Raw genomic sequence first — 21,132 nt, 5'->3', positions numbered from 1 at the left:
AAGGCAATCAGAATTGTTTTTGATTGCCTTTCGTTCTATAACATAGTAATTCTATTATTGTGGGTTTAATAGTCTGAATATTCAGAGCAGGAAAGAGAGGACATTGTATATTTTGAAACGAATCACTTGATTTTGCATAGAGTGAATCGGTTATTTTTTAGGAAAGTTGCAAAGAGAGAGGTGAGATGATGGATAATTTAGAGACAAAATCAAATATTGGAACACCATCTACTATAGATGGGAAGTTGAATCGTGGCTTAAGGCCACGACATATATCTATGATTGCAATTGGTGGTGCAATTGGTACGGGGTTATTTGTTGCAAGCGGTGCTACGATTAGTCAAGCGGGACCGGGAGGAGCATTTGTTGCGTACCTTGCTATCGGATGTATGGTTTATTTTTTGATGACAAGTCTTGGTGAAATGGCAACATATCTTCCAACGTCAGGTTCATTTGAAACATATGGAACTCGGTTTGTTGATCCAGCATTTGGATTTACACTTGGTTGGAATTATTGGCTAAGCTGGGCTACAACCATTCCAGCTGAGTTGGCAGCAGGTGCCTTGGTTATGAAATACTGGTTACCAGAATCCTCGGATGTTCTATGGGGGATGCTTTTTTTGACACTTATATTTTTATTAAATGTACTATCTGTTAGAGGGTATGGTGAATCGGAATTTTGGTTTGCTGGTATTAAGGTCGTTACAATTATTCTATTTTTAGTGATTGGTATTTTCATGATACTTGGTATATTCTTTAGCCCGGCAGTAGGGTTTCATAATCTTACGATAGGTGAGGCTCCCTTCAAAGGAGGATTTTTGGCTATAGTTGGTGTTTTCATGATTGCAGGTTTCTCCTTTCAAGGTACAGAAATGGTTGGTATTGCTTCTGGTGAAAGTGAGGATCCAGAGCGGAATGTTCCTCGGGCAATTCGTAGTGTTTTTTGGAGGGTGTTAATTTTTTATGTGTTGGCTATAGCCGTAATCGGGATTATTATTCCATATACAGATCCGAGTCTTCTTAAATCGGATGTGGATCATATTTCTATTAGCCCATTTACTTTAGTTTTTCAAAAAGCTGGACTTGCATTTGCGGCATCATTAATGAATGCTGTTATTTTAACCTCTGTGCTTTCAGCTTGCAATTCTTCTATGTATGCTTCTACTCGCATGCTTTGGGCTCTTGCACAAGAAGGAAAAGCGCCTAAAATTTTGCGCAAGGTAAATAGAAGAGGGGTCCCTACCTATGCTTTGTATGCTAATATTATTTTTGGATTACTTGTCTTTTTATCATCGTTCATTGGCGATGGCGTTGTTTATATATGGTTGCTTAATATGACGGGGTTAACGGGATTTTTAACATGGATTGGAATCGCAATCTGTCATTATAGATTTCGTAAAGCATACGTGGTGCAAGGGAGAGACCTAAATGAACTCAAATTTAAGGCGAAATGGTATCCCTTTGGTCCGTTGTTTACGTTAGTATTATGCATCATTGTTATTATTGGACAAGGAAGTGAAGTGGTTTCTGGAGGGGAGATTAACTGGTATGGAATGCTTGTATCGTATATTAGTGTGCCAGTGTTTCTTATTCTTTGGTTAGGTTATAAGTTTATTAAAAAGACGCAGGTTGTCCCGTTAAAAGAGTGTGACTTTAGTCGAGATGATTTGTGAAAACACACCCGCTGAACGCGGGTGTGTTTTTGTGTAGGGAAGAGAGCCATTTAACATAAATTTAAGACTCTTTCTCTTTTTTTAGTTTTCCTTTTTGCTTTGCTATTTCTCGAAGTAAATATTCGATGTGTGCGTTGACGCTGCGAAATTCATCATCCGCCCATTTTTCGATGACTGCGTGCAATTCAGGATCAATACGTAATGGAAAGCTTTTCTTTTTGGCCATAATTACATACAACCTTTAATATAGACTTCCTGTATTAATAACTGGTTGTGCACCTTTATCTGAAACGATGGCAACCAATAAGTTGTTAACCATGTTTGCTTTACGCTCATCATCTAAATCGAGTACGCCTTCTTCATCTAACATATGAATCGAATCTTTCGCCATTTTCACAGCACCTTCGACAATCTCTTTTCGTGCTGCTAGAACAGCTTTCGCTTGTTGACGCTGAAGCATCGCATGTGCAATTTCTGTTGCATAAGCCAAATGTGTTAAACGAGTTTCTAGTACTTCTACACCAGCAATATTTAAGCGCGCTTCTAATTCACGTCTTAGTTCCTCAGAGATTTCTTCGGCATTTCCACGTAGTGTGATGCAATTATCATCTTGAAAATTATCATACGGATACTTCGTTGCAACGTGGCGAATTGCTGTCTCACTTTGAATTTCGACGAATTGATCATAATGTTCAACCCCAAAAATCGCTTTTGCTGAATCGACAACTTTATAAACGACAACAGCTGCAATTTCAATCGGGTTCCCTTCTACATCATTTACCTTTAGTTTTTTACTATTAAAGTTTTCAACGCGAAGAGAAACAGTTTGACGAAGTGCGAATGGAATTGTTAAAAATAATCCATTTTGACGGATTGTTCCTAAATAGTTCCCAAAAAACGTAATCACTTTTGCTTGATTTGGTTGGACAATCCCAATACCGGTGGCAAGAATCGCAGCTAAAATTAGACAAAGTACAGCTACTACAAATATTTCTTGTACGAGGCAAAACACACCGATACCGGCTAAAGCTAAAAGACCAATAATACCTAGAAAACCATTTACATAAAACACTTGTTTTTCTCTCATATAATCGCCTCCTTCTGATATAAAAATGATATCATTTTTATATCATCGAATGCAAGGGAGGAAAGTCTAATTTTCTGAAAAAAATAAAAATGATTCTTAGAAGAACGGGGAAATTAGTTTTTTAGGTGTGCGGCGCGATACATCTCAAATTAATATATAGCTACAGTTATTTATCCCGCATTATCGGGCAGTAAGACCTCCACCTCAGAATTCAGCAAAAGCAAAGAGATTAGGTGGGGGTAGTTCAATGGAATCTCTTAGGGGAAATAAAACAAAAAGAACATTAGTTCTGTTTTGTGATAAAATAAAGAAGACTTAGCCGCCCACTGCAGCAGCTAAGTCCCTTTGAGAGCATCTTGCATTGTGACAACTGATTCAAAGCGGTTTCGCCAGGATTGCTTCTTCAATCGCTGACTCAATCTCTTTGTCAGAAGCATCATAACTTCCTTTTGATCCTGGTTTGTCAGGACTGGAAGTGTGACTTACTTCTTCTTGTTTAGCATGTCCTTTTTTATTAAAATCCATGCTAGGTATTTTAAAGGCCCCCATGTTTATATATTTTCCGAATTTACATGCTTCAGTAATAGGACAGAAACGCAAGATTCCTTCTGCAATTTTCATTGCACTAAGCCACAGCAAAACCTTTGACCAAGTGCACCATGGTTTACGTGTGAGTTTAGCTGTGCTACAACTTAGTACGACCAAACCGAATGTAATTCGGATTAAAGCATTCATTATGCCGATGTTTTGCTTCATCAAAGAAAACACTCCTTCTTCATCAGCTTAGAAATAGCAAACACTATTTCAGTTGTTATTATTCCACGTAAGTTTTGCGATATGTAATCCAACATTTGACGGTGAAAAAGATGTTGGATTGGACGTGTGTATAGGTGTCTTTTTTTGTTATAATGTAAGAATGCATAAAAGGAAGTTTAAAAAGTCCGGTCAAGATAACCTTCGCATTTCTTCGTTGCTGTGCCAGTCCGGTACTCATGTAGTATAAGCTACACTCCGTATCCTCCTGGCTGCAGCGCCTTGAACTGCTCGGTTCTCTAGATTCTCCTTTTTAAACGTGTATTGTAAAAGGAAGTTTAAAAAGTCCGGTCAAGATAACCTTCGCATTTCTTCGCTGCTGTGCCAGTCCGGTACTCATGTAGTATAAGCTATACTCCGTATCCTCCTGGCTGCAGCGCCTCGAATAGCTCGGCTCTCTAGATCCTCCTTTTTGAACCAGCACATAAAGGTGAATAGACAAAAGAAAGGGTGTTTTCATGTACGATATTTCACAGTGGAAACATGTATTTAAGCTTGATCCGAATAAGGAATTAAGCGATGAACATTTAGAAATGATTTGTGAATCTGGAACAGACGCAGTGATTGTAGGCGGAAGTGACGGGGTAACAATTGATAATGTATTACACATGCTAGTAAGCATTCGTAGATATGCAGTTCCTTGTGTGTTAGAGGTTTCTGATCTTGAAGCTCTTACACCAGGGTTTGATTTTTATTACATTCCAAGTGTTTTAAACAGCCCAAAAGTGGAATGGATAACGGGAATTCATCATGAGGCATTGAAGGAATTTGGGGATATTATGAACTGGGATGAAATTTTCATGGAAGGATATTGTGTTTTAAATCCAGAAGCAAAGGTAGCTCAGCTTACAGAAGCGAAATGTGATTTAACAGAAGATGATGTGATTGCATATGCACGTATGGCAGACAAGCTTCTGAAGTTGCCGATTTTCTACTTAGAATATAGCGGTACTTACGGAGATATTGAACTCGTTAAAAACGTAAAAGCAGAATTACAACAAGCAAAGCTGTATTACGGCGGTGGAATTTCAAGTGCGAAAGAAGCAAAAGAAATGGCACAGTACGCTGATACAGTCGTTGTAGGAAATGTAATTTATGATGATATAAAAGCAGCTTTACAAACAGTAAAAGCTGTAAAAGGAGAGTAGGTGCAGGCACATATGAGTATAACTGATAAATTATTAAATGGTTTAAATCCTCAGCAACAAAAGGCAGTGCAAACAACAAACGGACCACTTCTATTAATGGCTGGTGCTGGTAGTGGTAAGACGCGTGTGCTAACACATCGCATCGCATACTTACTTGGTGAAAAAGGTGTAGCACCTTGGAATGTATTAGCAATTACTTTTACAAATAAAGCGGCTCGTGAAATGCGTGAACGTATCGATAAGCTTGTTGGCCCGGAAGCGGAAGATATTTGGATTTCTACGTTCCACTCAATGTGCGTACGTATTTTACGACGTGACATTGATCGTATCGGAATTAATCGTAACTTCACGATTTTAGATGCAAGTGATCAACTTACGGTTGTAAAAAAGATTATGAAAGAGCGTAATATTGATCCGAAAAAGTTCGATCCACGTTCTATTTTATCTGGTATTAGCAATGCAAAGAATGAATTGTTATCTGCTGATAAATATGCAAAGCAAATTTCAATTGCGGATCCATTTGAAAAATTAACAAGCGATGTATATACGGAATATCAAAAACGTCTTTTGAAAAATAACTCATTAGATTTTGATGATTTAATTATGACGACGATCCATTTATTTGAACGTGTTCCAGAAGTATTGGAATTCTATCAGCGTAAGTTCCAATATATTCATGTGGATGAGTACCAAGATACGAATAGAGCTCAATACATTCTTGTAAATAAATTAGCTGCTCGCTTTAAAAACCTTTGTGTTGTTGGTGATTCTGACCAGTCCATTTATCGTTGGCGTGGGGCGGACATTTCTAACATTTTGTCATTTGAAAAAGACTACGAAAATGCACAGGTTATCTTGTTAGAGCAAAACTACCGTTCATCACAAAATATTTTAAATGCGGCTAATGCTGTAATTGAAAAAAATTCAAATCGTAAACCGAAAAAATTATGGACAGACAATCAAATTGGAAGCAAGATTTCGTATTACCGTGCTGCAACGGAAAAGGATGAAGCATATTTTGTTGCAAAAAAAATTCGCGATGAAATTCAAATGGGAAATCGAAAATATACAGATTTTGCGGTTCTGTATCGTACAAACGCCCAGTCTCGTATGGTCGAGGAGATTTTCTTAAAGTCTAATATTCCATATAAAATTGTCGGCGGCATTAAGTTCTATGATCGTAAAGAGATTAAAGATATTTTGGCATACTTACGTTTAATTGCAAATCCAGATGATGAGATTAGCTTCGCACGTATTATTAACATGCCGAAGCGAGGAATCGGTGCCACGTCTATCGATAAAATTATTAACTACGGCGTGCAAAATGGGATTTCATTAACGGCTGTAATGGATGAAATTGAACATGTCGGAGTAAGTGCAAAAATCACAAAAGCAGTAAAAGAATTTGCAAGTCAATTACACAATTGGGTAAACATGCAAGAATACTTATCTGTTACGGAACTAGTAGAAGAAGTGATTGAGAAAACGGGTTACCGCGATATGCTAAAGAATGAACGTTCTTTAGAAGCAGAAGGACGACTTGAAAACTTAGATGAGTTTTTATCTGTTACACAGACATTTGAATCGCAAAGTGAAGATAAGAGTCTTGTTGCTTTCTTAACAGATTTGGCACTTGTTGCAGATATTGATCGCGTGGATGAGGATCCAACTGCGGGTGAAGAAGTTATTTTAATGACAATGCACTCGGCAAAGGGACTTGAATTCCCAGTTGTCTTTATTGTTGGACTAGAAGAAGGAGTGTTCCCGCATACTCGCTCTCTTATGGAAGAAGATGAAATGCAAGAGGAACGCCGTCTTGCTTATGTAGGTATTACTCGTGCGGAAGAAGAGTTATATTTATCAAATGCCCAAATGCGTACTTTATTCGGTAGAACAAATATGAATGCAGCATCTCGATTTATTTCAGAAATTCCTACGGAGTTGCTAGAACCATTAAATGAAACAGCGCCAAAGCGTGAGACATTTAGTGCAAAAGGAAGAACGGCTGGGGCAACAACAACGACAACACGTTCCCGCTCTGCATTTGTGCGTCCAACTGTGAAAACGACAGGAGGAGAGCAAATTGGCTGGGCTGTAGGTGATAAAGCGTCCCATCAAAAATGGGGTGTTGGTACAGTTGTAAGTGTGAAAGGTGAAGGAGATGCAAAAGAATTAGATATTGCATTCCCAAGCCCAATTGGCATTAAACGTTTATTAGCAAAATTTGCACCTGTAACGAAACAATAGAAAGGAGTAAGGATATGTCAAAAGAAGAGGCAAAGCAGCGTATAGAAGAACTTCGTGATATGTTGAATGCATTCAACTATCAATATCACGTATTAGACAATCCTTCTGTTTCTGATGCGGAATACGACCGCGATATGCAGGAGCTTATAAAATTAGAAGCAGAGAACCCAGAATTTTTAACAGAAGACTCTCCCACCGTTCGAGTTGGGGGAACAGTGCTTGATATATTTGAAAAGGTAACGCACAAATCGCCGATGTTAAGTTTAGGAAATGCCTTTAATGAAGGAGATTTACGTGATTTTGATCGCAGAGTACGTCAAGGAATTGATGATTCAAATGTAAGATATATATGTGAACTAAAAATTGACGGTCTTGCTGTTTCCCTTCATTATGAAAAAGGACGCTTCGTTCAAGGCGCAACACGTGGTGATGGCGTAACTGGTGAAGATATTACGCAAAATTTAAAAACAATTAAAGCGATCCCTCTTCGTTTGAAAGAAGAAGTAACATTAGAAGCGCGCGGTGAAGCATATATGCCAAAGCGTTCATTTGTAAAATTAAACGAAGAGAAAGAACAAAATGGTGAGGCAGTTTTTGCAAATCCACGTAATGCAGCAGCCGGATCACTTCGCCAGCTTGATCCAAAAATTGCTGCGAAGCGTAATTTGTCAATGTTTGTGTACGGCCTTGCTGATGTGAAAGAAAAGACGATTGCATCACATAGCGAATCATTAAACTTCTTAGGCGAGCTTGGGTTTAAAACAAATCCAAATCGCCGTACATGTGAAACAATTGAAGATGTAATCGCTTATGTAGAAGAATGGCAGGAAAAGCGCCCGAATCTTGATTATGAGATTGATGGAATCGTAATTAAAGTAGATGATGTGGCCTTGCAAGATAGTTTAGGAACAACAGCAAAGAGTCCACGCTGGGCAATTGCTTATAAGTTTCCGGCAGAAGAAGTTGTAACGAGATTAACAGGTATTGAACTGAGCGTGGGACGCACAGGGGTTGTGACACCGACGGCAGAACTAGAACCAGTTCGAGTGGCAGGAACAATTGTCCGCCGTGCATCTCTACATAACGAGGATCTAATTCGTGAAAAAGATATTCGAATTGGTGACTACGTTATTGTGAAAAAGGCTGGAGACATTATTCCAGAAGTAGTTAATGTTATTTTCGATAAACGTACTGGTGAAGAAGAAGAGTATCATATGCCAACGCATTGTCCGACTTGTGACAGTGAACTGGTTCGTTTAGAAGAAGAGGTAGCTCTGCGTTGTATTAATCCAGCATGTCCAGCGCAAATTCGTGAAGGATTGATTCATTTCGTTTCAAGAAATGCAATGAATATTGATGGGCTTGGAGAGCGTGTTATTACACAGCTCTTTGAAGCAGATTATATTCGGACATTCGCAGATTTGTATCCATTAACGCAAGAGCAATTGTTACAATTAGAGCGTTTTGGTGAGAAATCAGCATCTAAATTAGTACAAGCAATTGAAACTTCTAAGGAAAATTCGTTGGAGCGTCTATTATTTGGACTTGGTATTCGTCATGTCGGTGCAAAAGCGGCTCGCACGTTAGCTGAGCATTTTGAAACGATGGATCATCTTGTGAAAGCAACAGAAGAAGAGTTAAAAGAGATTAATGAAATTGGCGAGAAAATGGCCCAATCAATTGTAACGTACTTTGATAATGAAGACGTGTTAGAATTATTACAACAATTTAAAGAGTACGGTGTTAACATGACCTACAAAGGCATAAAACGTGCTGATTTACAAAATATTGCATCTTACTTCGCTGGAAAAACAATCGTTCTAACAGGGAAACTAGAAGTTATGGGGCGTAGCGAAGCGAAGAAAAAGATTGAAGAGCTAGGTGGAAAAGTAACAGGTAGTGTAAGTAAAAGTACTGATTTAGTCGTTGCTGGTGAAGCGGCAGGGTCAAAATTAGCACAAGCAGAGAAACATAATATTGAGGTTTGGAATGAAGAGAGGTTCTTACAAGAGCTGAATAAGTAAGAGGTGCAAACTTACCATGAAAAAAATAGCATTAGCGGTATTAAGCCTAGGTCTACTTCTAAGTGGATGTAGTACAGGTATAAAAAAAGAAGAAAAAGTTGTTGAAAAATCGGGTAAATCAAAAGAACAAGCGATTGTTCCGAAATATTCTATTTCTGATGAGTATTATAAAACGGTATTCCCGTTTGATCCAGCTTCTGCACGTGGCTTAGTTGTACAAGGATTGAATAGCCGTCTAGATATAGATGAATTTGAAACAGGATTGATGCGCATTGCAAAAGAATCGTTTAGCACAAAAAATTATTTATTCCAAGGTGGTAAATATTTAGATAAAGAAACTGTTCAAATGCTTGTAAAGAGAAAGCGTACAGATGCTGAGCAAAAAGAGTTAGAAGAGAAACTGAAAAAAGACGCAGTGAAATTCCCTAATATTGGATTGAACCCGGCGTTACAAGAAGGTTCAGAATCATTAGAGGTTCGAAATAAAAAAACACCAATGTATCTTTCTAATATTTTAGAGCACGATTATTATGTGCCAAAAGATGACAAAGAAGTTGAACTTGGTGGGGTTGTTATTGGGTTAGCGATGAATTCGATTCATTATTATACCGAGGAACATGGGTATCCACGAGAAGTTGAAATTTCAGAAAAAGAAATGCTAGAAAAAGCTAAGCCTATGGCGCAAGAAATTTTAACATTGTTGCAAAAGAAAGATCCGAAATTAAAAAATGTTCCAATTACATTTGCTATTTATCGCCAAGGTCCAAAATCAACACTTGTACCAGGAAGATTTGTCTCCTACACTCAAGTAGATAAGGGCAGTGAAAAGATAGGGGATTGGAAAGAAATTAACGAGAAATATTATTTATTTCCTTCAAAAGAGGTAGATGAAGCGCATCGTGACGATGCAGCCATTGTAAAAAACTTCACTGCAAAGCTGAGTGAGTATTTCAAAAATGATTACACAGCTGTTATTGGTACAGGATTCTATAAAGATGATCAATTAAAGGAAATGAAGCTTGAAATTCCTGTTCAATTTAACGGAAAAGCAGAAGTCATTGGGTTTACGCAATTTGTTGCTGGACAAGTTATGCAATACTTCCCGAATTATGTGAAAGTACAGGTAACAATTAAGTCTGTTGAGCGACCGGAAGCGATTATTATTCGTGAGGAAAAGCAAGATGAACCATTTGTGAAAATTTTAGATTAAGAAAAAAGTTGTTCCTTTTTGGAACGGCTTTTTTTCTTCTGTAATTTTGTTATAATTTCTAATGTTGTGAATAAAAAGGGGTAAGGAGAAAAGACATGGATGAGTTAAGTTTACAGATTATTGTATTACTTGTTGCTTTCGGTTTTTTGGCTGCATTTATTGATTCAGTTGTTGGAGGAGGAGGGCTCATTTCACTTCCAGCACTTATGTTTGTGGGCTTATCGCCTGCATCGGCAATTGCAACAAATAAGCTGGCTGCAACGATGGGGACTTTTACAAGCACTATTTATTTTATTCGTTCAGGGAAGGTTAATTTTCGTATAGTAGGAAAGTTAATCCCATTAACTATTGTGGGTGCGATAGCTGGAGCTTTAGTTGTGAAATTTATTCCACCCGATATTTTACGGCCGCTTGTACTTATTATGTTGGTATTTATTGCAATTTATATTATTGTAAAAAAAGATTGGGGAAGTGTGTCCACTTATAAAAAGATGACGAAAGGAAAAGCATTAATGTTTTTCTTTGTTATTTTAAGTTTAGGATTTTATGATGGATTTTTTGGTCCCGGGACAGGTTCATTTTTAATTTTTGCATTTTTATTAATTGGTTTGGATTTTATTCAAGCTGCTGCATCTGGAAAACTTTTGAATTTCGTTAGTAACATTGTATCTTTAATCACATTTCTATTTTTAGATGTCATTCATTTTGAATACGGTATTATTATGGGGTTATCAATGATTTTTGGGGCTTATCTAGGATCAAAGTTTGCAGTACAAAAAGGTGTTGGATATGTTCGTACTTTATTTTTATTGGTAACAATTTTGTTGATTGGGAAAAGTGTTTTGGAATATGTTCATATTTTTTAGCTTCATACTTAGGTATGAAGCTCTTTTATTATTATTATATTTTAAAAATTAATTAATTTTTAAAATATAAGTCTAGGAATATTTGAATAAATCTAAATTATCGTGTAGAATAATGTTGTAAAATGTAAACGTTTTTCTAAGGGGAGGCTAAAAAGAATGGTAGTAGCATACAAGCATGAGCCATTTACAGATTTTTCAGTAGAGGCTAACAAGTTAGCGTTTGAAGAAGGTTTAAAGAAAGTAGAATCTTATCTTGGACAAGACTATCCATTAATTATCGGGGGAGAAAAGATCACTACAGACGAGAAAATCGTTTCTGTAAACCCTGCAAATAAAGAAGAAGTTGTGGGCAGTGTTTCAAAAGCAAGCCGTGAATTAGCTGAAAAAGCAATGCAAGTGGCGGATGAAACATTCCAAACTTGGAGAAAGTCAAAACCAGAAATGCGTGCAGACATTTTATTCCGTGCTGCAGCAATCGTTCGTCGTAGAAAGCATGAGTTTTCTGCTATTCTTGTAAAAGAAGCAGGTAAACCATGGAATGAGGCAGATGCGGATACAGCAGAAGCAATCGACTTTATGGAATATTATGGTCGTCAAATGTTAAAATTAAAAGACGGTATGCCAGTAGAAAGCCGTCCAATTGAATATAATCGTTTCTCTTACATTCCATTAGGAGTAGGTGTTATCATTTCTCCTTGGAACTTCCCATTCGCAATTATGGCAGGTATGACAACAGCTGCAGTAGTTTCTGGTAATACAGTATTACTAAAACCAGCTAGTACAACACCTGTAGTGGCAGCGAAATTTATGGAAGTATTAGAAGAAGCAGGCTTACCAGCAGGCGTTGTAAACTTCATCCCTGGTAGCGGATCTGAAGTTGGTGACTACTTAGTAGACCACCCTCGTACACGTTTCATTAGCTTCACTGGATCACGCGATGTAGGTATTCGTATTTACGAACGCGCAGCAAAAGTAAATCCAGGCCAAATTTGGTTAAAACGTGTTATCGCTGAAATGGGCGGTAAAGATACAATCGTTGTTGATAAAGAAGCAGATCTTGAATTAGCTGCTAAGTCTATCGTTGCATCTGCATTTGGATTCTCAGGACAAAAATGTTCTGCTTGTTCTCGTGCAGTAATCCATGAAGATGTATATGATCATGTATTAAACCGTGCTGTTGAATTAACGAAAGAATTAACGGTAGGTAACCCAGCTGAAAAAGACATGAACATGGGACCAGTTAATGACCAAGCTGCATTTGATAAAGTAATGAGCTATGTTGCAATTGGTAAAGAAGAAGGTAAAGTAGTAGCAGGTGGCGAAGGAGACGACTCTAAAGGCTGGTTCATCCAACCAACAATCGTTGCTGACGTTGCAGAAGACGCTCGTTTAATGAAAGAAGAAATCTTCGGACCAGTAGTAGCATTCTGTAAAGCGAAAGACTTTGATCATGCGCTTGCAATTGCAAATAACACAGAATACGGTTTAACAGGAGCTGTTGTTTCTAATAACCGTGAACATATCGAAAGAGCGCGTGAAGACTTCCACGTTGGTAACTTATACTTCAACCGTGGATGTACTGGTGCAATCGTAGGTTACCAACCATTTGGTGGTTTTAACATGTCTGGTACAGACTCTAAAGCTGGTGGACCTGACTATATCGCACTTCACATGCAAGGAAAAACTACTTCTGAAACTTTATAAGAAATAGATGAAAAGGCCTTCCTGTAATAGGGAAGGCCTTTTTCATGTAAGAAAGATTCTGATTGGAAAACTGCTACCTTGCTTAAATACAATATAAAAGAGTGAAAAGAAACAAAAGCACCAGAAAAGTTGATCCATTCGTCATATTTTTCTGTATTAATTTTTTGAATTTCCTGTATAATACAATTTGAAAGAAAATCTATGGTTAGACAAGAGGACACTACTTTCGGTTTTGCTCACTGAAAGTGGTGTTTTTATATTTTTCAGAAAATAACATTGTGTTAAATTATGGTAAATGATAAAATGAAACATGAAAGATTCTGAGGAGAATAAGTAGCTTTGGAATGGTACTGTATAATATATAGTACTGAATAATAAAAGTTATATGAATAGGGATGTATGGAATTTAATTTTTAATGATTTTATTAAAAGAAATAAGACGAAGGAAGTGTTATTTTATGAAAAAGATTGTTTTTATCGCATTATCATTGTTAATTATTGGGGGCATTGGTGTTGGGGCAATGACTGTTTTTGGTGTAGCTTTTAATAAAACTGAAATTCATAAAGAAGAAACGGTGGATGGTGAAAAAATTGATGAAATTGAAGTAAAGACTTCGGCAGCAGATGTTAAAATTATTACAGGTGATTCAAAAGATATAGAAGTGTTACTGGATGGAGAGATAAGCAAAGAGCTAGTAGATAAATATAAATTTGAGGTGAAAAAAGAAAACAATAGATTAAATATTGATTTTAGTAAAAATTGGAATTCTGTCGGTTGGGGAATTGGAACTACCGCAGATGTAAATTTACAAGTTAAAATTCCAAAGAAAATATATGACACTGTAAAAGTAACTACATCATCAGGAGATTTTGTTGCAAAAGAAATTGAAACAAAGGTAGCGGAGATAAATACTTCCTCTGGGGATGTATCATTCTCGCATTCTAAGGTAAAAGAAAAATTAACAGCTAAAACGTCTAGCGGAAAGATTGAGACAGATAAAAGTGAAATCGAAGTAGCAAAGTTGAACACAAGTAGCGGAAAAATTAGGGTAGAAAATCTACATTCTAAAGAATTAGTAGCTAAAACATCATCAGGTGATATTGAATATAATGATCGTAGTTTGCAAGGAGAGGTAGAGTGTAATACATCAAGCGGTGATGTTAAGATGCAATTTGATACACTTCCTGAATCTTTAAGAGTCGAGTTTGATGGAAGTTCAGGTAAGGCGGATGTAAATATTGCTGGTTTGCTATATGAAGAGAAATCAAAGAATCAGTTAGTTGGAGTAAAAGGTACAGGGGAAAATAAAGTGAAAGTAAAAACAAGTTCGGGGGACTTCAAGTTACGGTAACCTATGAATAGCAGTATAAAAAATCATGTCTCCGTCTGTGAGAGACATGATTTTTTGTCTTAGATGGAGTTTCTAAAACGTAAGAACTCTTCTGTACTCATGACTTCTGCATATATGTCATTCAAACTTGCTAAAATTGTATTATGGATATAGACAGCAGGAATCGTAGCATTTTTAAAGATAAGATCTTTTGTTGCACATGCATCATGTACAACAGTGCAACGAAGACCGAAATCAAAAGCAGCTCTTACTGTGGCATCGATACACATATGAGTCATCATTCCGCATATAATGAGATGTTGAATGTTTAAGTCTTGTAATTGTTTTAGTAGGCTTGTTTCTCGAAAACTATTTGGATAGTGTTTGAGGATAACCGTTTCATCTTGTAATGGACGAACAATTTCATGAATGTGAACACCTTCTGTATTAGGAAGAAAAAAGGTGGCAGTTTCTTTCGTAGATACATGTTGGATATGGAAAACTGGTTGCTTAGTTTTTCGAAAGTGCCTTAGAAGTTGACTTGCATACTCGCTAGCTTCAACGGCACCACGTAGTTCCATCTTGCCATTTGGAAAATAATCATTTTGAATGTCAACGAGTAAAAGGGCTGTTTTCATATTAGTCATCGTCCTCCGTTTTCATTTCGTATTCATGTAATGTTATTCAACTGGAAAGGGATATTTTCCTTTTAGAGAGAGAATGTGAAGGAGAATTTTACATGAATTTAAAAATAATTGTTTTGTAATGAGCTACTAAGTTCCTTGCTTTCATTGAATTTTGAGATGGGAGTATTACTGCCCGCAAATAGCGGGATAAATCCAATGTTTGTTAGGTAGAGTGAAAAGACCAGGAATTTTCCTGGTCTTTTTTATTTGATTCAATAAAGAAATTAGTTGAAAAGAGGGTTTCATATTTTTACCATAGTTATTCAATTGTGATATTCTTTAATGATTTGTCTGTCGGTTGTTTTTTTTCTTGCATACAAGAAGAGAGTTCTTCTTGTAAAATATTTATCATTTTTTTAGCTTGTTGCCTAAAGGGAGTAGGTAATTCATTTATGATATACATTCCAACTTCCACTTTTGTATGAATCACTTTTCTTAATAAATCCTCATGCATGAACCGCACCCCCAAAACGAATGTTTAAAACATCCCCTTCAAATTTTGCACCTTGAACGGATAAGTGCGTTAATGTTTTTGGTAATGTAATATTTCGTTTGACAGAACCGGCGCGAATGATGAGTTCATCACCTTTTTGATTTAAAGAGAGTTCACTTTTATCCGAGAATGGAATAGAGAGAACAAAAATATATTCATCTCCATCTTTTTTTACATATTGTGTACGCCCGTTGAATTTTACAGCGGTTGGTTCTACATCATCTTTGAATAGAGCATCTCCTACACGCTCTAGCATAGGTAATCCAACTACTTCTTGTTCAAACATTGGGGATTCATAAATAGGAAGTGGTTGGAAGCTATCCTGAATTAATGCTTTATATTTTTTCTGCGCGTCTTTCCATGCTTGGAAGTAGGAGTCGGTAACAGTATTAGGGATGACGCGGTTAATCATGATCGCATCCACGTTATAATCATATAAATTCAAATAGGTGAAGCTACGCTGCGCTTCTTTAATAACCATTTTTTCTGGATTTACAACAACGCGAATACTTGTCACGTCACGGTTAGATAAAATATCCCGCATTTCTCCAAGGTGTTCAAGTGTATTTGTTAATTCATCCATAATATCATCAGTAGGAAGTGGGACTCCTAGAAGTGGTTGTGCAACAGGTCGAACAACTTTTAAAACTTTTCTTTTAATCGGAAAGAGTTTTTCCATCCACCAGCCGAGCATATCAGGAAAGCTTAGCATGGCGAGAGTTTCTCCGGTTGGTGCGCAATCAATAATGATGACATCATATGTTTTCTGTTTATGGTAATCGAGTACACGAAGTAAACTAATTAAGTCCTCCATGCCAGGAAACATCGTTAATTCCTCTGTTGTAATATCATCGGCTGCTTTTGATGTGAATAGCAATGTAATATACTTTTGTAATTTCCCCCAGCCTTTTTCCATTTCATAAATTGTATTGATTTCTTGAGCCCATAAATTTTCACGAATTTCTAGTGGCTCAGAAGATAATTTTATGCCAAAGGAATCTCCTAAGCTATGAGCTGGGTCAGTGCTCATTACTAATGTTTTTAATCCTTGTTTTGCACTTTGAAGTGCTGTTGCCGCTGAAATGCTAGTTTTTCCTACGCCGCCTTTGCCTGTATACAAAATAATTCTCATATTTATATCCCCTTTGTTTCGGTTATCGAATATTACGAGTATCGAAATATATATTTGAATAAAAACCCCATAAAGGGCCTTATTCAATCGGGATGTTTTTCATCTTAGGTGTAGGAAGCTTTTCCACTTGTTTTTGTTGTGACGTAGCGATGTGATTCATAATCTTTTGGAAGATTTGTAGTAAAGATGTTTTTTCTTCTTCTGATAATGCTTCCGTCACAAGGTTAAAGTAATGAGCTGCATTCTGTTTCACTTCTTGAACAAGTCGTATTCCTGTTTCGGTTAAGCGAATTAAGACAATGCGTCGATCACTTTCATTCCGATAGCGCTCAATATATCCTTTTTTCACAAGCCGATTCACAACACCTGTCGTTGTGCTCATTGGAATGTCAAGGAGTTCCGTGATCTTCGTCATCGTAATATCTGTATTTCGCTCCATCCATAGCAGACAGAATATTTCTGTTTTAGAAAGTGATAAATCAAGGCTCACCCATTCTTCTGGATAGAAAAGCTTCTTGGCGTTATCTAGCAGTAAGTCTAAAAAATGTTCATATTGCAACAATTATTTCCACTCCCGTATATTTCGAGATTCGTAATATTTGGTTTTATTTTATGCGTATTGCAAATAAATGTCAAACAATTAATGTTTGTTTTTTTCAGATTAGATAAAAAATAAACTTTATAATAGAAAATGTGTATGGTGAGTAATAAATACAGAATTATATTTTACATAAAAATCCATAATAGTAATATACTTATCTATAATGGATGTACAGATCAAGGGGGAGAACAATGAGAAAGAGAAATACCCAAGCGTTCACATTTTTAGCATGGACTTCATTTGTTTGTGCGCTTTCTGGTATGTTAATTGGTATTTATACATTAGATGAAACGCTTAGTGTAAAAGGATACTACTTAATTGGAACATTATTTTTAACAATGTCCTGTTTTGTACTGCAAAAAACAATTCGTGATAATGAAGAAGATAACGAGCATTTACCCAAAAAAGAACCGTTGGATAAAAACTAAATTGAGAGGAAAGGCAGAAGCCTTTCTTTTTTTATGCAAAAATGCTGTAAGTGCCGTGTGTTGACTTGCTTGAAGTACTGAAAATTTGGTATCATCAATAGTATTGTAGATTGAACGATATATTATGGAGGTGGCCTAGCCGTGTCAAGAATTTCCGTTGAGAATGTAAAGCATGTAGCGCATTTAGCACGTCTTGCAATTACAGATCAAGAAGCAGAAAAATTTCAAAAGCAACTCGATGCAATTGTTACATTTGCAGAGCAGTTAAATGAATTAGATACAACAGGTGTTAAACCAACAACTCACGTATTAGATATGAAAAATATTATGCGTGAAGATGTACCAGAAAAAGGTTTACCAGTTGAAGAAGTATTAAAAAATGCACCGGATCACAAAGATAATCAAATCCGTGTTCCAGCAGTATTAGAATAGAGGGGGGAATTTCGATGTCATTATTTGATCATTCTGTATCAGAGTTACATAAGAAGTTAAACAACAAAGAAATTTCCGTTACGGATTTAGTAGAAGAATCATACAAACGTATTGCGGATGTAGAAGATAGCGTAAAAGCTTTTCTTACATTAGATGAAGAAAATGCACGCGCGAAAGCGAAGGAATTAGATGCGAAAATTGGTGCTGAAGATAACGGTTTACTTTTCGGTATGCCAATCGGTGTGAAAGATAACATTGTAACAAACGGCCTTCGTACAACTTGTGCGAGCAAAATGTTAGCAAACTTTGATCCAATTTATGATGCGACAGTTGTGCAAAAGCTGAAAGCTGCTGACACAATTACAATCGGTAAATTAAACATGGACGAGTTTGCAATGGGGTCTTCAAATGAAAACTCTGGTTTCTACGCTACGAAAAACCCATGGAATTTAGATTATGTTCCGGGTGGATCTAGTGGTGGTTCTGCAGCAGCAGTAGCGGCAGGAGAAGTATTATTCTCTTTAGGTTCTGATACGGGTGGTTCAATCCGTCAACCAGCTGCATATTGCGGTGTCGTTGGTTTAAAACCAACTTACGGACGTGTATCTCGCTTTGGTTTAGTTGCATTTGCATCTTCTCTTGACCAAATCGGACCAATTACACGTACAGTAGAAGACAATGCATACCTATTACAAGCGATTTCAGGTGTTGACCGCATGGATACAACTTCTGCAAATGTTGAAGTTGGCAACTACTTAGCTGGTTTAACAGGTGATGTAAAAGGTTTACGTATCGCTGTACCAAAAGAATACTTAGGAGAAGGTGTTGGCGAAGAAGCTCGTGAGTCAGTACTAGCTGCGTTAAAAGTATTAGAAGGTATGGGGGCAACTTGGGAAGAAGTATCTCTTCCGCACTCTAAATATGCTTTAGCAACGTATTACGTAATTTCTTCTTCAGAAGCGTCTGCTAACCTTTCACGCTTTGATGGCGTACGCTATGGCGTTCGTTCTGACAATGTGAGTAACTTAATGGACCTTTACAAAAACACGCGTAGCGAAGGCTTCGGTGATGAAGTAAAACGTCGTATCATGCTCGGTACATTTGCACTTAGCTCTGGTTACTATGATGCATATTACAAAAAAGCACAACAAGTACGTACATTAATTAAAAATGACTTTGAAAATGTATTTGCTAACTATGACGTTATTATTGGACCAACAACGCCGACTCCAGCATTCAAAGTAGGCGAAAAAGTAGATGATCCAATGACAATGTACGCAAACGACATTTTAACAATTCCAGTGAACTTAGCAGGTGTTCCGGCGATTTCTGTTCCATGTGGATTCGGTGCGAACAACATGCCACTTGGTTTACAAATTATCGGTAAACACTTTAATGAAGCAACAATTTATCGCGTTGCACATGCGTTTGAGCAAGCAACAGATTATCATACAAAAAAAGCAAGTCTGTAGGAGGCGAGCATAGATGAATTTAGAAACAATTATCGGTTTAGAGGTTCACGTTGAGTTAAAAACGAATTCGAAAATTTTCTCTGCGAGTCCAACAGAATTCGGAGCGGATCCAAATACACAAACAAGTGTAATTGACTTAGGATATCCTGGGGTGCTTCCAACTCTAAATAAAGAAGCAGTTAACTTTGCAATGAAAGCTGCAATGGCATTAAACTGTGAAATCGCAACAGAAACAAAATTTGATCGTAAAAACTATTTCTATCCAGATAATCCGAAAGCATACCAAATTTCTCAATATGATAAACCAATTGGGGAAAATGGTTGGATTGAAATTGAAGTAGATGGCAAAAAGAAACGCATCGGTATTACACGTCTTCACCTAGAAGAAGATGCAGGTAAATCAACGCATACAAGTGAAGGTTCATTAGTGGATTATAATCGTCAAGGTATGCCATTAATCGAAATCGTATCTGAGCCAGATATGCGTACGCCAGAAGAAGCATATGCATACTTAGAAAAATTAAAATCTATCATTCAATATACAGGTGTATCTGACTGTAAGATGGAAGAGGGGTCTCTTCGCTGTGATGCGAACATTTCCCTTCGTCCAGTAGGACAAGAGAAGTTCGGTACAAAAGCAGAGCTGAAAAACTTAAACTCTTTCACTTATGTACAAAAAGGTCTTGAGCATGAACAAGTACGCCAAGAAAAAGAATTATTATCTGGTGGCATCATTCAACAAGAAACGCGTCGTTATGATGAAGCAACAAAGAAAACAATCTTAATGCGTGTAAAAGAAGGATCTGACGATTACCGTTACTTCCCAGAGCCAGACTTAGTTGAACTTTACATCGATGATGAGTGGAAAGAGCGCGTTCGTGCTTCTATTCCAGAACTTCCAGATGCTCGTAAAGTACGCTATGTTGAAGAACTTGGTTTACCAGCTTATGATGCACACGTATTAACATTAACAAAAGAGATGTCTGATTTCTTTGAAGCAACAATCGCAGATGGTGCAGATGCAAAATTAACATCAAACTGGTTAATGGGTGAAGTACTTGCATACTTAAATAAACAACAAAAAGAATTAAAAGACGTAGCATTAACGCCAGCTGGTCTATCTAAAATGGTTCAATTAATTGAAAAAGGTACAATTTCGTCTAAAATTGCGAAAAAAGTATTTAATGAATTAATTGAAAAAGGTGGAGACCCAGAAGAAATCGTTAAAGCAAAAGGTCTTGTTCAAATTTCTGACGAAGGTACACTTCGTAAGGTCGTAACAGAAATTCTTGATAATAACGAACAATCTATTGAAGACTTTAAAAACGGTAAAGACCGTGCAATTGGCTTCTTAGTGGGTCAAATTATGAAGGCGACAAAAGGACAAGCAAACCCACCACTTGTTAATAAAATCTTGTTAGAAGAAATCAACAAGCGATAATAAAGAAAAGTGGAACTGGATAGCCTAGCTCATGAAGTTAAGCGGTTATCAAATAGTAAAGATTACTCAGAGAAAGCACCCATATTTGGGTGTTTTTTCTGAGTTAATCAAACGTTTGTTTAAATTAAGAAATTATTTAAACAAACGTTTGATTAACTGACAAAAGTGAGAAAATGTTTGTATAGCAACTATGGTATGATAGTTGCAAAAAGGTGGGAATAATGATAAATCTAGACATAGAGAGTTTTTTCATCTCGTGAAATAATAGATAATTGTTATCCCCTGTCTTGTATGTAAGAAACAGAAAGTACTATGAATGGTGAAATGATATATATTGCTTAGTT

The 21,132-nt window shown here is 36.8% G+C and carries 19 protein-coding genes; 12 read left to right on the top strand and 7 right to left on the bottom strand.

From position 1 onward, the window contains the following. Window positions 1–188: 188 nt before the first annotated feature. Window positions 189–1,673: an amino acid permease gene (locus MHH45_RS14800; RefSeq protein WP_088094314.1), complete on the top strand. Its 1,485-nt coding sequence runs from the start codon at window positions 189–191 to the stop codon at window positions 1,671–1,673. 61 nt (window positions 1,674–1,734) lie between these two features. Here the strand turns inward: MHH45_RS14800 and MHH45_RS14795 are convergent, their stop codons facing one another. The 3 genes from MHH45_RS14795 to MHH45_RS14785 form a co-directional block, all read right to left on the bottom strand. Beyond that, window positions 1,735–1,899: a toxin-antitoxin system HicB family antitoxin gene (locus MHH45_RS14795; RefSeq protein ID WP_016132276.1), complete on the bottom strand. Its 165-nt coding sequence runs from the start codon at window positions 1,897–1,899 to the stop codon at window positions 1,735–1,737. 15 nt (window positions 1,900–1,914) lie between these two features. Then, a complete protein-coding gene (locus tag MHH45_RS14790; protein ID WP_016132277.1) occupies window positions 1,915–2,760 on the bottom strand; it encodes an SPFH domain-containing protein in 846 nt (281 codons plus the stop codon). A gap of 375 nt (window positions 2,761–3,135) precedes the next feature. Next, window positions 3,136–3,516: a YgaP family membrane protein gene (locus MHH45_RS14785; RefSeq protein ID WP_016132278.1), complete on the bottom strand. Its 381-nt coding sequence runs from the start codon at window positions 3,514–3,516 to the stop codon at window positions 3,136–3,138. Between the two features lie 515 nt (window positions 3,517–4,031). Here MHH45_RS14785 and MHH45_RS14780 point away from each other — a divergent pair. From MHH45_RS14780 to MHH45_RS14750, 7 genes are all read left to right on the top strand, one after another. Then, complete coding sequence (locus MHH45_RS14780; RefSeq protein ID WP_016132279.1) at window positions 4,032–4,721, top strand: heptaprenylglyceryl phosphate synthase; 690 nt, start codon at window positions 4,032–4,034, stop codon at window positions 4,719–4,721. Window positions 4,722–4,733: 12 nt separating this feature from the next. Then, on the top strand, window positions 4,734–6,968 hold the full coding sequence (pcrA, locus tag MHH45_RS14775) for a DNA helicase PcrA (protein ID WP_016132503.1): 2,235 nt from the start codon (window positions 4,734–4,736) through the stop codon (window positions 6,966–6,968). Window positions 6,969–6,982: 14 nt separating this feature from the next. After that, the gene (gene ligA, locus MHH45_RS14770) at window positions 6,983–8,992 is read left to right on the top strand and encodes an NAD-dependent DNA ligase LigA (protein ID WP_016132504.1); all 2,010 of its coding nucleotides are present in this window, start codon (window positions 6,983–6,985) and stop codon (window positions 8,990–8,992) included. A 16-nt stretch (window positions 8,993–9,008) separates the two neighbouring features. Beyond that, complete coding sequence (locus MHH45_RS14765; RefSeq protein WP_016132282.1) at window positions 9,009–10,202, top strand: CamS family sex pheromone protein; 1,194 nt, start codon at window positions 9,009–9,011, stop codon at window positions 10,200–10,202. 95 nt (window positions 10,203–10,297) lie between these two features. Next, window positions 10,298–11,068, top strand: a complete 771-nt coding sequence (locus tag MHH45_RS14760) for a TSUP family transporter (RefSeq protein WP_088094315.1) — start codon at window positions 10,298–10,300, stop codon at window positions 11,066–11,068. 156 nt (window positions 11,069–11,224) lie between these two features. Beyond that, on the top strand, window positions 11,225–12,772 hold the full coding sequence (gene pruA, locus MHH45_RS14755) for an L-glutamate gamma-semialdehyde dehydrogenase (RefSeq protein WP_088094316.1): 1,548 nt from the start codon (window positions 11,225–11,227) through the stop codon (window positions 12,770–12,772). 458 nt (window positions 12,773–13,230) lie between these two features. Continuing rightward, window positions 13,231–14,124: a DUF4097 family beta strand repeat-containing protein gene (locus MHH45_RS14750; protein WP_088094317.1), complete on the top strand. Its 894-nt coding sequence runs from the start codon at window positions 13,231–13,233 to the stop codon at window positions 14,122–14,124. A 59-nt stretch (window positions 14,125–14,183) separates the two neighbouring features. Here MHH45_RS14750 and MHH45_RS14745 read toward each other — a convergent pair whose 3' ends face one another. The 4 genes from MHH45_RS14745 to MHH45_RS14730 form a co-directional block, all read right to left on the bottom strand. Continuing rightward, window positions 14,184–14,741: a cysteine hydrolase family protein gene (locus tag MHH45_RS14745; protein ID WP_088094318.1), complete on the bottom strand. Its 558-nt coding sequence runs from the start codon at window positions 14,739–14,741 to the stop codon at window positions 14,184–14,186. Between the two features lie 307 nt (window positions 14,742–15,048). Then, window positions 15,049–15,243, bottom strand: coding sequence for a DUF3926 domain-containing protein (locus MHH45_RS14740; RefSeq protein ID WP_016112839.1), 195 nt, complete (start codon window positions 15,241–15,243; stop codon window positions 15,049–15,051). After that, entirely contained in the window at window positions 15,236–16,414 is a 1,179-nt protein-coding gene (locus MHH45_RS14735; protein ID WP_088094319.1) for an ArsA family ATPase, read from the bottom strand. Before MHH45_RS14735 ends, MHH45_RS14740 begins: the two co-directional genes overlap by 8 nt. Window positions 16,415–16,493: 79 nt before the next feature. Beyond that, complete coding sequence (locus MHH45_RS14730) at window positions 16,494–16,976, bottom strand: MarR family winged helix-turn-helix transcriptional regulator (protein WP_016112841.1); 483 nt, start codon at window positions 16,974–16,976, stop codon at window positions 16,494–16,496. A 230-nt stretch (window positions 16,977–17,206) separates the two neighbouring features. Here MHH45_RS14730 and MHH45_RS14725 point away from each other — a divergent pair, with 230 nt between their 5' ends. The 4 genes from MHH45_RS14725 (at window position 17,207) to gatB (ending at window position 20,788) form a co-directional block, all read left to right on the top strand. Then, window positions 17,207–17,443 carry a YiaA/YiaB family inner membrane protein gene (locus tag MHH45_RS14725; RefSeq protein WP_016112842.1) on the top strand — a complete coding sequence of 79 codons (237 nt, stop codon included), beginning with the start codon at window positions 17,207–17,209 and terminating at the stop codon, window positions 17,441–17,443. 141 nt (window positions 17,444–17,584) lie between these two features. Continuing rightward, on the top strand, window positions 17,585–17,875 hold the full coding sequence (gene gatC, locus MHH45_RS14720) for an Asp-tRNA(Asn)/Glu-tRNA(Gln) amidotransferase subunit GatC (protein WP_003194647.1): 291 nt from the start codon (window positions 17,585–17,587) through the stop codon (window positions 17,873–17,875). A gap of 14 nt (window positions 17,876–17,889) precedes the next feature. After that, window positions 17,890–19,347: an Asp-tRNA(Asn)/Glu-tRNA(Gln) amidotransferase subunit GatA gene (gene gatA, locus MHH45_RS14715; RefSeq protein ID WP_016112843.1), complete on the top strand. Its 1,458-nt coding sequence runs from the start codon at window positions 17,890–17,892 to the stop codon at window positions 19,345–19,347. 13 nt (window positions 19,348–19,360) lie between these two features. Continuing rightward, a complete protein-coding gene (gene gatB / locus MHH45_RS14710; RefSeq protein ID WP_016112844.1) occupies window positions 19,361–20,788 on the top strand; it encodes an Asp-tRNA(Asn)/Glu-tRNA(Gln) amidotransferase subunit GatB in 1,428 nt (475 codons plus the stop codon). Window positions 20,789–21,132 lie beyond the last annotated feature (344 nt).

Origin of the sequence: Bacillus sp. FSL K6-0042, from assembly GCF_038006685.1 — a bacterium.
In the GTDB taxonomy this organism is placed as follows: Bacteria; Bacillota; Bacilli; order Bacillales; family Bacillaceae_G; genus Bacillus_A; species Bacillus_A pseudomycoides.
Note: the sequence above shows the minus strand (reverse complement) of the source record. Positions and strands in the feature narration are given on the sequence as shown.